The following is a 17,121-nucleotide window of genomic DNA, read 5'->3' as shown; positions in this document are numbered from 1 at the left end:
AGGTCGGTCTTAATTTTATATAACTCTATATTCAGTAGCCTCAAGAAGCAGGATTCGGCATCTTAAAGTTACCTAGATATAAAAGTGCTAGACTGAAACAAAGACAAGATAGGCTACAGAACTACTAAGGATTGTCCTATGAATGCCAAGGACTTTAATACATCACTTACCTTTAAGCTATATACCATAGCAGGATTGCTATTTGGTATTTACGGGGGGCGAGTATGCCCAATGCTGGAGACTCTAACGCTCAAAGAAGTGCTTTTTCATACTGGCGTGGTCTATGCCATTCTTTTTGCAATAAGACTCACGGTCACCAATCTTTATATTAACAAGCAAAATGCCAATTTCATTCGTTTAGATACGACACTCTTTTTCTTAATCAGCCTTCCATTTGCTTATTTTTATCACTCCGTTTATGAATTCCCTATCGAGAGCAATTTAAAAGTTCTTTTTGGTATGACGCTGTTTGGTTTCTTTACCGGAAGCATTTTACATTTGAGCTATCAGATAAAAGAATTCAGCTCTTTAATGAGGCAAGATCAAACTGGCTTTAACTTAATGGGCAAGAGACGCTCCATGGTAAAACAAATGATTACACTGGTTGTTTTGCTGTTGTCGACTCTAGCTATCATGCTAAGTATGGTGGCATTCAAAGACATACATTGGCTAGAAAACACACCAGAAGCCTTACATGACGGTTCTGGAAAACTCAGCATCTTAAAAGAATTCATTTACATCGCCGCAGTGCTCACTGGCTATGCAATAACCATTATGGTGCTTTGGGCAAAGTTAATGAAAAAGGTTCTACTCAGCCAAGAAAAAGCGCTCATTCAAGTCACAAATGGCAATATCGCGGCTAGGCTTCCGATTGCGCAAAATGACGAATTAGGCGCGATGGCTACTCTGACGAATCAAATGCTGGATTCATTGCAAGAATCTCAGGATGAAGTACAAACGACACGTGATGTCGCCATCGTTAGCCTCGCCGCTCTCGCTGAGTCTCGTGATAACGAGACAGGGGCACACATTTTACGTACCCAAGAATATGTGAAAGCTCTGGCTATTCATCTTTCTTCTTCGGAAAAATTCAGCCAACTTTTAACCCCTTCCTATATCGACCTTCTTTATAAATCGGCCCCCTTACATGACGTGGGTAAAGTCGGTATCCCTGACGCCGTACTATTGAAGCCAGGAAAACTGACTGATGAAGAGTTCGATGTTATGAAAGGGCACCCACAAATTGGGGCAGACGCTTTGTCCATTGCTGAAAGGCGGATGGGCAGCTCATCGTTTTTGAAACTTGCTCGCGAGATTTCATTGTCACATCATGAAAAATGGGATGGTAGTGGCTATCCAAATGCGTTATCAGGAGAGGACATTCCACTCTCTGGTCGCTTAATGGCCCTAGCAGATGTTTATGATGCTCTGATTTCTAAGCGCGTATACAAACCCGCTTTCAGCCATGAGAAAGCGAAAAGCATCATTCTGGAGGGGAATGGGAAGCACTTTGATCCTGAAGTGGTAGACGCATTTTTAAGTGTTGAAGAAGAGTTCAAACAAATAGCAGCCCACTATAAAGATAAAAAACAGGAATCCGAAGAGCAAAAGCCTGATGCTGGTGACCTGCAATTTGCATAATCTTATTCGGTTCGATACTCGGGCTCCCCTACCCCACGAACAATGTGTGGTTTGCGCGGTTAACTGGCGATAATCGTCTAAAATTACAGGAGATTAATTGGATTTTTCTTACGTTATGCAGCCACTGGTCTGCTAACAAATAAAAATACCACTTTCTGTTGAAATCCGGTTGTAACCCGTGTCGGGGAAAGGTATAAATAAGCGTATATTGATACTCAAGTTTAACCTTTCCCCCAATTAATTAAAACGGACGCCGATTATGTTTGAAAAAGTCAATGCCGCCCCCGCTGACCCAATCCTTGGTCTAACTGAAGAATTCAAAAAAGATACCCGCAAAGAAAAAATCAACCTTGGTGTTGGTATCTACAAAAATGAGCAAGGTCAAACTCCTGTTCTGGCGACAGTTAAAAAAGCGGAAGCAGCGCTTCTTGAAACAGAAAAAACCAAATCTTATCTGACGATTGAAGGGACAGCTGAGTATGGTTTAGCGGTACAAAAGTTACTATTTGGTGCGGATTCTGATGTCGTTGCGTCTAAGCGTGCAAAAACAGCACAGGCTCCAGGTGGTACGGGTGCATTACGTGTTGCTGGCGAATTCATTAAGCGCCAACTTAATAGCCCTAAGATCTGGATCAGCAACCCAACTTGGGCCAACCACAACGGCGTATTTACAGCAGCTGGTCTTGAGACGGCTCAATACAGCTACTACAACGCAGAAACGAAAGACAAAGACTTTGCTTCTATGGTCGCTGATCTAGAAACAGCAAGTGCAGGCGACATCGTGCTTCTACACGGCTGTTGTCACAACCCAACGGGCATTGATCCAACTGCAGATGAGTGGGAAACACTGGCTAAGCTTTGTGCCGACAAAGGTTTACTTCCTCTATTCGATTTCGCGTACCAAGGTTTCGCTAAAGGCGTAGAAGAAGATGCTGCGGGTCTTCGTGTATTCGCTAAGCATAACTCTGAGATTTTAGTTGCGAGTTCTTTCTCCAAAAACTTCGGATTGTACAACGAACGTGTGGGTGCATTTACGCTTGTGGCAAAAGAAGAAGACGTGGCTGCTACAGCTTTCTCTCAAGTGAAAAGCATCATTCGTTCTATCTACTCTAACCCTCCAGCGCACGGCTCTGCGGTTGTAACTCACATTCTTAACGATGCTGATCTTCGTGCAGAATGGGAAAAAGAAGTCGCTGAAATGCGCGACCGTATTCAAGAGATGCGCGAGCTTTTCGTTGCCACTTTAAAATCGGAAGGTGTAGAGGCTGATTTCAGCTTCATTGAACGCCAGAATGGCATGTTCTCATTCTCTGGTTTATCCAAAGAGCAAGTTACCCGCTTGAAAGAAGAGTTCGCTATCTACATCGTGGGTTCTGGTCGCATCAGCGTTGCTGGTATGACAAAAGAAAACATGGGACCACTTTGTAAAGGTATTGCAGCGGTTCTTTAATGAATTCGCTCTGTATTGTTTCGTTGGATTTGTCTTTTTAATGAACTAGATGGATTTAATGAACAACTCTGATTCAAAAGACCAGCCTCGTGGCTGGTCTTTTTTATTGATTCCTATACGATGAATATATCTGAGTACCTCTAAGTTCGGGTTCAGAAAAAATTTCCATCATTAGACCTCGTTACGCACTCTAAAAAGTCAGCGACACCAGTAACCGAAGGTCAGCCAAGAGCGAATCATGCAAGCAGAAATTATAGAAATAAAATCCTTCATCTCTCAATACCCTCCGTTCAACGTATTGACAGAAGACCTGCTCGATAGCGTTGCAAACAGCATTGAAATCTCCTATTTCAGGCAAGGCACACCTATTATTCATTTTGGCGATCACATACACGATTTGTACCTAGTTCGAAGTGGCGTTGTCGAAGTCTACCGCCGGAATGGCGAGCTTTATAACCGCCTCGATGAAGGGGACGTATTTGGGCAAATGGGCTTGTTAACCAACAACAAAGTACGATTCCCAGTAACCGCGATTGAAGACACACTTGTGTACTGCATTCCGGAGGATACGTTTCAAACACTTTACGATGAAAATGATAACTTTGCGGATTTTGTTGAAGTAGAGGATTCAGCAAGATTGCGCCAAGCGGTATCAAACAACAGTGACGCGAACGATCTTACAACGTCCAAAGTTAGAACGTTACTGACCAGAGAACCCGTAACGATTTTCAGCGATCAATCCATTCAAGAAGCCGCGCAACTCATGGCCGCAGAAAATGTTTCCTCTTTATTGGTGTTTCACCAAGAAACAGCTGAAAACGAAGAAGATGAAAGCCCCTTAAAGGGCATCATCACTGACCGAGATCTGTGTACGCGAGTACTTGCGTCCGGGCTTTCTCCTGACTCCCCCGTTGCTGATGTTATGTCGACCGACGTTGTCTCTCTCGATCACAATGCCTATGTGTACGAAGCCATGTTGACCATGCTTCGATACAACATGCACCACCTCCCTGTAGTAAAGAACCACCAGCCACTCGGGATCATCGAAGCAACGGATATTGTTCGCTACGAATCTCAGAACTCTCTACTGCTTGTTAGTAGTATTTTCCAACAACAAACATTAGAAGAGTTAAAAAGCCTTTCTGAGCAAGTGAAAGACAGCTTTGTGAGGCTCGTAAACGAAGATGCCAACTCCCACATGGTGGGCAGCGCCATGTCGGTTATTGGACGAAGCTTCAAACAAAGAATCATAGAGATGGCGGAAGAAAAGCTCGGCTCCCCTCCTGTTCCCTATTGTTTCTTGGCTCTGGGCTCTATGGCGAGGGATGAACAGCTCATCGTGACCGATCAAGACAACGCCATCATTCTGGATGAAGGTTACGACGCGGAAAAACACGGTGAATACTTCGAAAACCTTGCAACGTTTGTCTGTGATGCGCTAAATGAGTGTGGTTATAACTACTGCACTGGTGACATAATGGCCACCAATCCAATGTGGCGCATGACACGCCGAGAGTGGGAAGAGTGCTTCAACGATTGGATAGATGATCCGAACCCTAAAGCACTTCTGAACAGTTCCATATTCTTCGATCTAGATGGTGTTCATGGGCGCATTAAGTGGGCAGAACAGCTTAATGGTTACATTGTTCGCCGTGCGAGAAAAAATAATCGATTCTTAGCTTGTTTGGCCCGTAACGCCATTAGCCGCACGCCACCATTGGGTTTCTTCAAAAGCTTTGTGATGGAAAAAGACGGACAACATAAGAATTCCATTAATCTAAAACGACGTGGAACCGCTCCTCTCGCGGATCTTATTCGTGTACATGCTCTTGCCGTCGGTTCACGCTCCCAAAACTCATTTGAGCGCTTAGACGACATTATTGATGAGGGAATCCTTCCTAAAGGCAAAGGGGAAGATCTCCGTGATGCCATGGAGTTTATTTCAACGGTTCGTATACGCCACCAAGCGCTTGACGTAGAAGCCATGATAGAACCGGATAACAACATCGAGCCTGACAATATGTCTGACTTCGAACGCCGTAACCTAAAAGATGCATTTCAGATTTTAAGCAATGCTCAGAATTTTTTGAAATATCGTTACCAAGCAAACACCTTTAAATAACGGGTAGCATTTTGAATCTATTTAGAAAAAACCGGCTCGGTCACTCGGATAACTGGGTGGAACGATTTAAAGATAAAGCGAGCACCGTCAGTGATGAACGGCTACGAAGTTTCTATGAAGCGGGTATTGTTGATGGCGCGACACCGCTTTCAGAGGTTCCAATGGTCGCATTGGATTTTGAAACCACAGGGTTGAACGCCGAAAAAGACGATATCATCAGTATTGGTTTAGTCCCCTTCAACGTAAACCGAATATTTTGCCGTCAAGCAAAACACTGGATTGTTCGCCCTAATACCCCTCTTGAAGAAGAATCCGTTGTCATTCACGGTATCACCCACAATGACATATTAGGCGCGCCCGACTTAAAACGCATTCTTGACGAAGTACTGGATGCTTTAGCTGGTAAAGTCGTGGTTGTGCATTACCGAAAAATAGAGCGAGAGTTCCTTGATATCGCATTGAAAGAACGCATTAAGGAAGGCATCGTTTTCCCAGTTATAGACACCATGGAAATTGAATCTCAGGTTCAAGATGACTACACCGCTGGCATCATGAACCGCTTTAAGGGAACGAAGCGACAGTCTGTTCGGCTCGGCTCTTCAAGAGAACGATATGGGTTGCCGACCTACCCTCCGCATCACGCACTAACCGATGCAATGGCAACGGCCGAGTTGCTCCAAGCGCAGATTCAACATCACTTTTCAGGGGATACACCAATCGAAAAGATCTGGCTTTAAGCGCTCACTTAAGTAGGTTCAGATCCTGCTCAAAAATAACCATAAAAAAAGCTGCCGAAGCAGCTTTTTTTGTATCTTATACCGACATTTACATCAGCTTATCGATATGTCTTTTCCGTCTTCATACCCATTACTAGGCTGACACACATCAGTAGCAGGATAAAAGTAAACGGCAGTGCAGTTGAAATCGCACCGGCTTGCAATGCTTGAATGGCTTGTGTACCACCAACCCAAAGTAACGCAGCAGCAATAGCGCCTTCCATAAATGCCCAGAAGACACGTTGCATGACAGGAGCATCGACTTTACCGCCAGCGGTAATGCTATCGATAACCAATGAACCTGAATCCGAAGAAGTAATAAAGAACACCATGACAAGAACAATCGCAATCACAGAAAGTACTGTGCTAAATGGAAGCTCTTCAAACATCTGGAACATAGCCAATGGTACTTCTTTCAAACCATCTGTGCCTAATGCGCCAACGCCATTGATCACTTGATCGATCGCCAAGCCACCAAAGACTGACATCCAAATCAAAGTAACAACAGTTGGAACAATCAATACAGCCGTCATGAATTCACGAACCGTACGACCTTTTGATACGCGAGCGATGAACATACCTACGAATGGCGACCAAGAGATCCACCAAGCCCAGTAGAATACAGTCCAGCCTTGGAACCAAGCTTCGTCTTCACGACCGTGCGGGTTGCTCAATGGAATGATGTTTTCAACATACGCCATAAACGTTGTTGGAATTGAACCAAACGCCACGGCATAGCCAAGAAGAGCCACAAAAGCCAGCAGTACGAAAGCAACAATCATGTTGACGTTACTGATCAATTTTACGCCGCCATCAATACCACGAAAAACGGATACGACAGCAAGCAGTGTAACCAACACGATCACAGCAATTTGCAAGCCAATGCCGCCATCCATTCCAAACACATGGTTAATACCACTTGCTGCCTGTTGAGCCCCTAAACCTAGCGATGTTGCCAAGCCAAATAAGGTTGCCAACACGGCAAGAATATCAACAATGTGACCAGCCCAACCCCATGCTCTGTCGCCTAAAATAGGGTAGAAAATTGAGCGAATAGAAAGAGGTAAGCCTTTGTTGTAAGTAAAGAAAGCTAATGAAAGAGCAACAATGCCGTAAATAGCCCAAGGGTGAAGGCCCCAGTGGAACATTGTGGCACCCAGCGCCAATTTAGCCGCTTCAGGTGTGTTTGGTTCAACGCCAAGAGGGGTTTCATACCAACCGGTAAAATACGCGACGGGTTCTGCTACACTCCAAAACATTAAACCGATGCCCATGCCTGCCGCAAATAGCATCGCAAGCCAAGACATGAAGGAGTAATCTGCTGACGCATTTTCACCACCAAGACGGATCTTACCGAATGGTGAAACAATCAATGCAAGACAGAATACTAAGAAAATGTTACCTGACCAAATAAACAGCTTGTCAAACATGCCGATGATTTGCCATTTCAAACCATCAAGTGTTGATTTCGCAGTTTCGGCGTCAGAAACTAAAACAGCAATTAAAAATAGAATGATCAATCCGGCACTGGTGCCGAAAACTGGATTATGAACATCAAATCCCCACTTCTGTACGTTATCTTGACCAACCGTGTAGTCGGTACTGTCGATACTGTACTTGTCGATTCCTTTTGTCATATCTCCTCTTTAACCTTGTAACAGGTTCGTTAGATTAGAACTCAATTCACCAGCATTCAGAACAGGAATGATTAGTGAACAGAACAGTTCGTTGTTTTAAATCTCACAAACCCTAACCAAATTGAACGGTCAAAACCAGAGATAACTCGAAAAACCTGCCAAAATCTCAGATTTCACATTCCGAATGCTTATTTTTAAACCAATCAATACAGCTATTTGTTTTGTAGTCTAAACATTCGTACTCATATCACATTGTGAAGGGTTCAGTACTTTATCCCAAAAAAGAGTGTTCTATCATTTATTTTGACGTACCCAAGCGTCGTAACTTAGGTATACTCAACACAATCACGCTAAGAAACACTCATTGTAATGAAAAAAGCAAAGTGTCCTCGCCTTTGATAACGACGAATAGATGTCGTAAATAGATATATCTCACTATACAAATTTGGGTGATAATGCAGTTTACCTACCTCTACAACACTGGAACGGAAAAAATAAGTTGGAAAAACACGAAGAAGTTCTGATAGCGATGCGCCAAATCATTCGAGCGATCGACTTACATTCAAAAAAACTTGGCAAAGAGCTAGGGTTGACTGGCCCACAGCTTATTCTTATGCGCTCTATCCGGGAGCTCGGTGAAGTCACTATTCGTGAGTTGTCGAACAATACCAACATGAGCCAAGCAACAGCGACGACCATCCTTGATCGCTTAGAACGTAACGGTTATGTAGAAAGGAAGAGAAGTGTGAGTGATAAGCGCAAAGTGCATGCGTACCTCACAAATGAAGGCAATGAAATTTTAGAAAAAGCCCCTCTTCCATTGCAGGACAACTTCATTGACCAGTTCCATAAACTGGATGAATGGGAGCAAAGCCTATTGCTATCTTCTGTTCAACGTATCTCATCAATGATGAATGCTGAAAGTTACGACGTAGCGCCAGTTCTTGAACTAGGTAGTATTACGAAAAACGAACAACCAGTCGGCTAAACAAAAAAGCGAGTGACGCCACTCGCTTTTATATCTTTCTATCTAATCTACGCAACCTTAGTCTACCAACCCTTTCTCTAACGCATATTTGGCAAGCTCTGCTGTCGAATGAAGATCCAATTTGTGTTTGATATTCTGCCTATGCGTTTCTACTGTTCGATAACTAATGTTGAGTGCAGATGCTATTTTCTTGCTGCTCTGCCCTTCCGCTACCAGTTTAAGTACGGCTTCTTCTCGTCGACTCAGAGGGTTGGGTTTTTGATTGGCAGGCATAATAGGCTGGGTGAACAACGTTTGGGTGACCGATTCGCAAAAATACGTTGAACCTTGAAAAACAGTTTTTATTGCTTGTACCATCTTTTCTGCGGAAATCTCTTTAAGCATGTACCCGACTGCGCCAGCTTGCATGACTTTCATTATGTATTCACGGTTATCATGCATCGTCAGCATCAGGACTTTTACATCAGGGTATTCTTCCTTAAGTAGCATGGTGGCTTCTATGCCGTTCATAACAGGCATGCTTACATCCATTAATACGACATCTGGTTTTTCGCGCGAGACGGCTTCTATTGCTTCAACACCATTACTTGCCGTCGCAATCACGTTAATCTCATCTTCCATCTCTAGACGCGCCAAAAAACCATCCAATACCACTTGGTGGTCATCAACGATAACAATGTTAATAGCCTTACCTTGGCTTACTGCTTTTTGCATTCCATTCATCCAGATAAATTAAAGTTGCTCTGATATCTCTTAGGGATAGTTTCACTGTTAAAGCTATACAGTACTTAAATCAAAACCAACACCGTAATTTCTGTACCGTAATTGGGTTCGCTAAAGAGCTCAAAATCTCCACCAATAAACTCAACCCTTTCCCGCATATTTCGGAGCCCTATCCCTTTAGCTCTCATCGTATCGCTCACCGAAAAACCGCGTCCATCGTCACGTATCATTAGCTGAATTTGGTCGCCAATTTGGTGAACAATCACTTCAACTTTAGTGGCAAACGAATGTTTCTCAATATTCATAAGTGATTCTTGCACAACACGGTACAAGGTCGTCGTTACTTCAGAGTTCATTCTCGACAGCGAATTGTCGATATTGTATTCCACCTGAATCTCAGAATGATCTTTAAAATCCTGAAGCAAAGTGACCAGAGCCGCTTGCAACCCTATATCATCCAGAGAACTCGGGCGCAGGTTATGAGATATACGGCGAACTTCATTAATGGCAGTGACCATCGAGAGCTGTGATTTTTCTAAGTGTGCCAGAGTTTTATCATCAATATCAGGGACTTTTTGTTTTAATTTGTGCGCTAACAACTCTAGATGACACTTACAAGACACCAAGAGTTGGTTAATACCATCATGAAGCTCTCTTGCTAGGTGCTTTTTTTCGTCCTCTTGAAACATAACGGTTTTATGCGCCAGCTCTTTTAAGTTTTTATCCGCTATACGGTGCTCATGCCAATTTACCGCAAGCGTCAGCACAACAATCACGGCTACTGTGACACTCAAGATAGAAATGGTACTAATAAACGTTGCTTCTATATTTTCATTTATAGAGGCTTCCATTTGAGCAACTTCCAAATGGATATCCTCAATATATAACCCTGTGCCCACCATCCATTCCCACTTCGACAGCCAAGCGGCGTAACTCAGTTTAGGGACAATTTCATTGGTAGACGGTTTCTGCCATAAGTAGTTTGCGAACCCGCCTCCGTTTCGAGCTTGATCAATCAAAGACACAATCAGCAAATTGCCATTTTCATCTTGCATATCTATTAGGTTTTGACCGATCAATTCAGGAAGGATCGGATGAACTAAATTGACGCCTTCTTTATCGTATGCAAAAAAATACCCATCCGAACCGTATCTTAGTCTGGTTAGGATTTTTTTTACCTGCTCTTTGGCATCGTTATCGTCTAAAGATTCGTCGGTGTATACATGATGAATAGCATCAAACGCTAGGTCGAGTTTGTCTTTAAGAGCGTTCTCACGAGAACGGATAAGGCTTGTGCGGAGTGTTTCTACCTCTTTCAAACCCAAAGCTTTTGTTTGATGTATCGAGATCCAACTAATACTAGCTGTGACCAAGATTAGTGGTAATAGAGTGAGCAATATCAGTTTGGCTCTAAGAGGCATTCCATTCCCTCTTTCACCCAAGCGTTGAAACTATTTGGGGATAACGTTTAACCTGCCTCTGACTGTATCAGAGGCAGGCATTAAGTCCCATTCTTTCAATGAAACACGCGATAGCAACAATCGTGAGATCACATTCCGTAGAAAGAAGGGAAAGCTAGGATTGAGCCTAGAACCGCAACTTGAATGGCGATAAAAGGCATCACACCGCGGTATATATCTCTCGTTGTGACACCTTTCGGAGCAACACCTTTCAAATAGAATAGGCTAAAGCCAAACGGCGGGGTTAGGAAAGAGGTTTGTAGGTTCATCGCTATCAAAATAGCAAACCAAACCATGTTGATCCCCATGAGCTCAGCAACTGGCGCCAATATAGGAACAATGATGAAACAAATCTCTACAAAATCGATGAAGAAGCCCAAAATCAGAATCACCAACATGGTAATGATTAAGAAGCCCCATTTTTCACCTGGAATTTGCAACATCCACTCTTCAACTAGGTAATCACCACCTGTATAAGTAAACGCCATAGAAAACGCCGTCGCACCGAGTAAGATAGCGAAAACCATTGCCGTAACTTTAACGGTTTCTTTCGAAGCTTCGTACACCATGCTCCAGCTGAATTGACGATATAAAAGTGCCAAAACTATTGCACCAGCACCACCAAGCGCCGCGGATTCTGTAGGCGTAGCCACACCAGCGAAAATCGAACCTAGAACAACAACGATAAGAGCCAAAGGAGGAACAACGGCTTTTAGCGCTTCTATCACTTCTTCACGGCGAGAAACAGATTCATCACGATCAATAGGCTGGGTCGCATCTGGGTTCATTTTTGCGTAAATTAAGATGTAAACAATATACGCACCCACCAGTACTAAGCCAGGAATCACAGCAGCTTGGAATAAATCCCCTACTGGAACCCCTAATACATCACCAAGAAGAATCAATACGATAGAAGGTGGGATAATTTGACCTAACGTGCCCGAAGCACAAATGGTTCCGCAAGCTAAGCCCTTGTCATACTTATATTTAAGCATGACAGGCAAAGAGATAAGCCCCATCGCCACAACAGAAGCACCAACCACACCGGTAGAGGCTGCAAGCAACGCACCGACTAACACTGTCGATATCGCAATACCACCGCGTACGGTACCAAAGAGGCGCCCCATGGCTTCAAGTAGCTGCTCAGCCAATTTGGTTTTTTGCAGAACAAGCCCCATGAAGATGAACAGCGGTACTGCCATCAAAACCGTGTTCTGCATAATGGATTCTATGCGATACGGCATAAAGGCAAACATTTCTGCGCCTTCAGCCCACACGCCAAAGAGCAGAGCAATACCACCAAAGGTAAACGCGACAGGAAACCCTAATAGCAAAGCCACCAGCGCAACCAGAAACATGACAATTCCAATCATAAAAGTACTTCCTTGTTATCTGGTATGAGCTGGGCTTGGGTTAAAAATCTTGTTCAATGAGTTAAGCAGTAAACCAATGCCACTCACCGCCATGAAAAAGAATGAAACTGGGATCACAGCTTTAATGATCCATCGATACGGCAATCCGCCGGGATCGCCTGATGTCTCTCCTAGAGCATAAGATTCTTTGGCAAAGTCAATGCCATACCACGCAACAAGAAGACAAAACGGAAATAGGAAAAATAGGGTGCCCAAAATATCGATGATCGCTTTTGCTCGGTAAGAAAGGCGCTCGTAAAAAATATCGACACGAACATGCCCACCCGCTTTGAGTGCATAAGGTACACCCAGCAAGAAAACAGCAGAAAACAAATGCCATTCCATCTCTTGGAAGGCAATGGATACATCGTTAAAGGCATACCGCATTACAACGTCGTAAACGACATTAAGCAGCAGCAATAGAAATAATATACTGGAGATCCAACCCAGCACATCGCTGATACGGTTAAAGAATCGTTCCATGTAAATGAGGCTTCTCATTCCATACTCCTTGGAAAGACAAACGAGAGGTCAGAGTCTGACTAAGTACTACGTCGACAATCTAAGGGGGGCGTAGAATCGAAGTAGACCCTGATGTTTCTTGGGCTTATGTACTCAAATCACTAAAGCATTTTAGCTAAAAAGGCTGAGTATAAGCTGGGTGATGACTCACCCAGCAGCAGGTTCTTTGACCTACTTATCTTTAGGGTCTAATGACCGAATTATTGTTGTGCCTGACTGTTCAAGTAAGCACGGTGTGAAATGTCAGTCCATGAGCGAACTTGCTTCAAGTAATCCGCTTGAGATTTTTGAATCTCTTTTGCTAGATCATCACTTTCAGCGTGTTTCGCTAACAAACGATCATTCGCTTCACGCAATGCACTCATTACGGATGCAGGGAAATCTTTCACCTGAACGTTTGGATATTCAGACTTGATTGTTGACCAGTTTTTACCACTTTCATGAGTTGCTTGCGTGTACATATCGTACGCCGCTGTTTTCATTGCCACTTGAAGGATAGCTTTCAAGTCATCTGGTAGACGTTTCCAAGTACGCTTGTTCACAAGGAATTGAAGCTCTGAACCTGGCTCATGCCAACCTGTGTAGTAGTAAGGTGCAATTTTGTGGAAACCCATTCGTAAATCTAACGATGGACCAACCCACTCCAACGCATCAATGGTGCGGCGCTCTAATGAGGTATACAGTTCACCTGGCGCAATGTTTGTAGGCTTCGCTCCTAGTTCTGCAAGGATTTCTCCAGCAAAACCTGGGATACGCATTTTCAGACCTTTTAAGTCATCAACAGAGTTGATCTCTTTTTGGAACCAACCACCCATCTGAATATCTGTGTTACCACCAGGGAAAGACATCAAGTTGTGCGGTGAGTACACCTTATCCATCAACTCCATACCGCCACCATGGTAGAACCAAGCATACTGCTCTGCTGGTGTCATACCGAAAGGCATAGACGTAAAATAGAGTGTATTAGGCACTTTGCCTTTCCAATAGTACGAGCCAGAGTGACCCATATCATATTGACCCGATTTCACCATATCGAAAACACCAAGTGGCGCTTTGTGCTTGTTCGCGGAGTCAATACGAATCTGTAGACGACCGTTAGACATTTCTTCGGCCATCTTCGCCATGTTCTTAGTCGCATCACCGAATACTGGGAAGTTTGGTCCCCAAGTTTCAGCCAGTTTTAGTCGATACACTTTGTCCGCCGCGCTTGCGGAAGCTGTCACCATTGCAGCACATGCCGCAGCAGCGATTAAAGTGCCTTTTAGAGTGCGTTGAATTGATTTTTTTAAGAGACTCATTGTTTCACGTCCTATGTTGTGTTTGCTCACAAACCATCCCTGAATGGTGTTGCGAATATACCCAAGTGACCTCTACATCCAGATGTTCTTGTTACCCATACCTTCTCTTCACCAAAAACGTTAAGAAGTTAGGCTAGAACCTTTCCGGATCTCACTTGGATTACACAACAATGCCCTATTACAACCCATTAACCTATTGGGGTGAGCACGGACGTAATTATTTACACTGAGAGCATATAGAACTTTAGTCTTACGTAGATATACGTAATCTGATAGATAACTGCAATTATTAAACTTTTTATTTCAATAGATTGAATAAGGTAGGATTTAATGCATTTAAGAAATGTACGTACGAACTGTCGCGTTTTTCACGTTAAATTATTTAAAACAAGGAAAGCAAAAAGCCCCAAAACTGGGGCTTCATCACGAAATAATTCGCTAAATAGTCTCTGCTTTGGATAAGAAACAGCGTAATTTATGGCGTTAAATCGAAACTGAGTGTATATCCAGAAATGAGGTTATTTATACTGGCTTGTAAACAACTTTATTGCCTGCCAATTGCTCTTTCACTACTAGGCTTTCTTCTAGAAGTTTTTTTAGAGCACCTGTTGCCCAAGATGCCGCTTTCGCGTCTTCTTGACCAGCTTCTAGGCCAATCCCTTTAGGATTAATGCCTTCTGGGTTCTTTGCAACGATATCCAAAACACTCTGTTGTTTTGGCGTTAAGCTAACTGTGGATTGCGCTTTTACAGCTGGCTTTTCCACTTTTGCTTCAACGGCTTTCTTAGCAGCAGGCTTCTTTACTTCAGGAGCTGCTTTAGCCACATTTAAAGTCGCTTTGATGCGTTTTTGCAGCTTAGCCTGCACTTTACGTTTGTGAGCGAGTCTCATTGGGTTTTCTCCATTTCACTGCTATACCGCGCAGTGGTGAAAAATTTGAAGCGCGATTTATACCAAAATCTGACACTAATTTGTAGCCTATCGGGAACTTTCAACGTAAAAATGGGGGAAGACCCGCCGAAAGGCTATTATTTAAGCAGAACCTGAAGCCGGAGCTACCACTCAAAGGGATTGAATAGAGCAACATTATGAATACCGTGCACCTAACCAACATACCGTTCAGTTACTACTCTTCTACTGGAAAAGTAGTGATGGCACTAGCAACACTGATTGCTTTTTTTCTGCTCATACTGTCACCGGGTATTCCACAAGCGTTACTGTCACTTTTTGGTCTTCTAACCTTTTTTGCTGTCACTCACTTTCTTATTGAAAAGAGTAAAGTCTCTTTCACCCTAACCGCGACCCATTTTCAACAACACATGTTTAAAGGGGGCTGGGTAGTCAAATGGAACAACATTAATCAGATCGGTATTTGCACCTACGAAAAAGAGGGGTGGCACCAACCTATTCCTTGGATTGGTATCAAGTTAAAGGACTACGAACCCTATCTCGATAACATATGCCCAAGAATCAGCACACAGCTGCTTTTGGAGCAACGGTCTTTGCTTTATTTAGGAATGAAGCAATCAGGAAAAGAGAACACACCCTTCGAAGATGTAGTACTGGATTCTAAGCATTTTGTCACTCCCAGTGGCTTTAAGTACAAAGGGTTACAAGCCATGCTGGCAAATAGAATGGCGTATCAACGAGAAAACTTTGGATACGATATTTTTATTTCTACGTCGGATTTAGATAGAAGTGGCGATGAATTTGTCGGCTTAGTTAGACGATATCTAGCAGCAGCCGACAAGGAAAGCGTGTAAGTATCATCACTCTTAATAGAGCGGCATTTCATCTGCTACGAACGGGTTAGTTGCTCTTTCACGACCAAATGTTGATTCAGGACCATGACCCGGGACAAATTTCACGTCATTGCCTAACGGCCATAGCTTTTCTTTAACTGAACGTATGAGAGTATTGAAATCACCTTGAGGGAAATCCGTTCTGCCTACACCACCATTAAACAGCACGTCGCCGACAAATGCCGTCTCTGATGCGTAGCTATGGAGAATAACGTGTCCCGGAGTGTGGCCAGGAGTATGGAAGACATCGAGCTTCTCCTCACCAAAAGTGACAATGTCACCTTCATCTAGCCATTCAGTCGGTTCAAATGCTTCCGTTAGAGGAAACCCAAACATTTGGCTTTGCCCTTCTAGCCCTTGTAACCAGAAGTTATCGGCTTTATGTGGTCCAATGATGTCAACCTTATGGGACTGCGCTAGCTCTTCAGTGCCGCCAACGTGATCTAAATGACCATGAGTGAGAACTATCTTTACGACTTTAACGCCCAACTCCCTGATTGTCGCTTCCAGTTTTGGCACGTCGCCCCCAGGATCAACCACAATGGCTTCCATGGTTACATCGCACCAGACAATGGAACAATTTTGTTGGAAAGAAGTGACAGGCACCACTCTATATTGAAGGCTCATTTTCCTTACCTTGTATAGACTTAAACTGCCAAGAACTATGACATTTACCTTAAATTTTTACAAGCAAAGAGACGGGCTGAAAAGAAGGCTACCAAGCCCGAACGGGACCAGTATCAATATGGATAAAATTACTTTTAGGGTAATACCCCACTCCACCTGCTTTTAAGGAAAGTGCCGCTTTTTTAACTTCGGACAGCCGAACGCCATCTAATCTAAAATCGATCGCTCTTCCTTGCATGTGATAACTTTTTTTAGCCACCGCTTTGGACTTCTTACGTAACGCTTCATTCGTTGTTGGCGATCGATAACCAGAAATGATTTGAACTTCCGCTTCGCTGCCAATGATGCTTTGAATAGCATTTATCTGATCGAATAAAGCTCTATCCATTGCATGTACTTCATTTCGACGATGATCACGGCACAAACGGTTTATAAGGGCCATCTCATCAGACACATACTGTTTGCCATCAAAATAACAAGATTCAAGCAATTCACCCGTGTGTAGATTATTAAGCAACAATGTTCGCGGCTGATTTGCATATGTAGCAAGTGCTGAAGGAGTAAAAGGAAGAGTCGCCATAGCACCAACTAAAACGGTACTGCGTAAAAAATCTCTGCGAGTGAGTTCTCGTGTTGTCATCTCAATGGTCTAGCGCGGTTTGC

The 17,121-nt window shown here is 43.5% G+C and carries 15 protein-coding genes; 6 read left to right on the top strand and 9 right to left on the bottom strand.

Annotated features, from left to right (window positions below):
• Positions 1 to 138 precede the first annotated feature (138 nt).
• The 4 genes from VPNCDNU1_RS02715 (at position 139) to VPNCDNU1_RS02700 (ending at position 5,950) form a co-directional block, all read left to right on the top strand.
• A complete protein-coding gene (locus VPNCDNU1_RS02715) occupies positions 139 to 1,641 on the top strand; it encodes an HD-GYP domain-containing protein (RefSeq protein WP_104398928.1) in 1,503 nt (500 codons plus the stop codon).
• Positions 1,642 to 1,900: 259 nt separating this feature from the next.
• Positions 1,901 to 3,091: an amino acid aminotransferase gene (locus tag VPNCDNU1_RS02710; protein ID WP_104398927.1), complete on the top strand. Its 1,191-nt coding sequence runs from the start codon at positions 1,901 to 1,903 to the stop codon at positions 3,089 to 3,091.
• Positions 3,092 to 3,329: 238 nt separating this feature from the next.
• Positions 3,330 to 5,213, top strand: a complete 1,884-nt coding sequence (locus VPNCDNU1_RS02705) for a DUF294 nucleotidyltransferase-like domain-containing protein (protein WP_104398926.1) — start codon at positions 3,330 to 3,332, stop codon at positions 5,211 to 5,213.
• A gap of 11 nt (positions 5,214 to 5,224) precedes the next feature.
• Complete coding sequence (locus tag VPNCDNU1_RS02700; protein WP_104398925.1) at positions 5,225 to 5,950, top strand: 3'-5' exonuclease; 726 nt, start codon at positions 5,225 to 5,227, stop codon at positions 5,948 to 5,950.
• Between the two features lie 98 nt (positions 5,951 to 6,048).
• On the opposite strand, the gene VPNCDNU1_RS02695 is transcribed toward VPNCDNU1_RS02700, so the two are convergent.
• A complete protein-coding gene (locus tag VPNCDNU1_RS02695; RefSeq protein WP_104398924.1) occupies positions 6,049 to 7,626 on the bottom strand; it encodes a BCCT family transporter in 1,578 nt (525 codons plus the stop codon).
• A gap of 499 nt (positions 7,627 to 8,125) precedes the next feature.
• Here VPNCDNU1_RS02695 and VPNCDNU1_RS02690 point away from each other — a divergent pair, with 499 nt between their 5' ends.
• On the top strand, positions 8,126 to 8,614 hold the full coding sequence (locus VPNCDNU1_RS02690) for a MarR family winged helix-turn-helix transcriptional regulator (protein WP_101114716.1): 489 nt from the start codon (positions 8,126 to 8,128) through the stop codon (positions 8,612 to 8,614).
• 57 nt (positions 8,615 to 8,671) lie between these two features.
• Here VPNCDNU1_RS02690 and VPNCDNU1_RS02685 read toward each other — a convergent pair whose 3' ends face one another.
• The 6 genes from VPNCDNU1_RS02685 to VPNCDNU1_RS02660 form a co-directional block, all read right to left on the bottom strand.
• A complete protein-coding gene (locus VPNCDNU1_RS02685; protein WP_104398923.1) occupies positions 8,672 to 9,328 on the bottom strand; it encodes a response regulator transcription factor in 657 nt (218 codons plus the stop codon).
• A 74-nt stretch (positions 9,329 to 9,402) separates the two neighbouring features.
• The gene (locus VPNCDNU1_RS02680) at positions 9,403 to 10,758 is read right to left on the bottom strand and encodes a cache domain-containing protein (protein ID WP_104398922.1); all 1,356 of its coding nucleotides are present in this window, start codon (positions 10,756 to 10,758) and stop codon (positions 9,403 to 9,405) included.
• Between the two features lie 128 nt (positions 10,759 to 10,886).
• A complete protein-coding gene (locus tag VPNCDNU1_RS02675; protein ID WP_104398921.1) occupies positions 10,887 to 12,170 on the bottom strand; it encodes a TRAP transporter large permease in 1,284 nt (427 codons plus the stop codon).
• A 15-nt stretch (positions 12,171 to 12,185) separates the two neighbouring features.
• The gene (locus VPNCDNU1_RS02670) at positions 12,186 to 12,710 is read right to left on the bottom strand and encodes a TRAP transporter small permease subunit (RefSeq protein ID WP_101114668.1); all 525 of its coding nucleotides are present in this window, start codon (positions 12,708 to 12,710) and stop codon (positions 12,186 to 12,188) included.
• A 221-nt stretch (positions 12,711 to 12,931) separates the two neighbouring features.
• Positions 12,932 to 14,029, bottom strand: a complete 1,098-nt coding sequence (locus VPNCDNU1_RS02665; RefSeq protein WP_104398920.1) for a TRAP transporter substrate-binding protein — start codon at positions 14,027 to 14,029, stop codon at positions 12,932 to 12,934.
• Positions 14,030 to 14,551: 522 nt separating this feature from the next.
• A complete protein-coding gene (locus VPNCDNU1_RS02660; protein ID WP_101114666.1) occupies positions 14,552 to 14,920 on the bottom strand; it encodes a MarR family transcriptional regulator in 369 nt (122 codons plus the stop codon).
• A 197-nt stretch (positions 14,921 to 15,117) separates the two neighbouring features.
• Here VPNCDNU1_RS02660 and VPNCDNU1_RS02655 point away from each other — a divergent pair, with 197 nt between their 5' ends.
• Positions 15,118 to 15,792, top strand: coding sequence for a DUF2982 domain-containing protein (locus VPNCDNU1_RS02655; RefSeq protein ID WP_104398919.1), 675 nt, complete (start codon positions 15,118 to 15,120; stop codon positions 15,790 to 15,792).
• Between the two features lie 12 nt (positions 15,793 to 15,804).
• Here VPNCDNU1_RS02655 and VPNCDNU1_RS02650 read toward each other — a convergent pair whose 3' ends face one another.
• Complete coding sequence (locus tag VPNCDNU1_RS02650; protein WP_104398918.1) at positions 15,805 to 16,458, bottom strand: MBL fold metallo-hydrolase; 654 nt, start codon at positions 16,456 to 16,458, stop codon at positions 15,805 to 15,807.
• Positions 16,459 to 16,546: 88 nt separating this feature from the next.
• Positions 16,547 to 17,098 (bottom strand): DUF882 domain-containing protein, encoded by a 552-nt coding sequence (locus VPNCDNU1_RS02645; protein ID WP_104398917.1) that lies wholly within the window; start codon positions 17,096 to 17,098, stop codon positions 16,547 to 16,549.
• Positions 17,099 to 17,121: the final 23 nt, after the last annotated feature.

It is taken from the genome of Vibrio penaeicida (assembly GCF_002933855.1).
GTDB classification, from domain to species: Bacteria; Pseudomonadota; Gammaproteobacteria; order Enterobacterales; family Vibrionaceae; genus Vibrio; species Vibrio penaeicida_A.
This window is presented reverse-complemented; position numbering and strand designations above follow the sequence as displayed.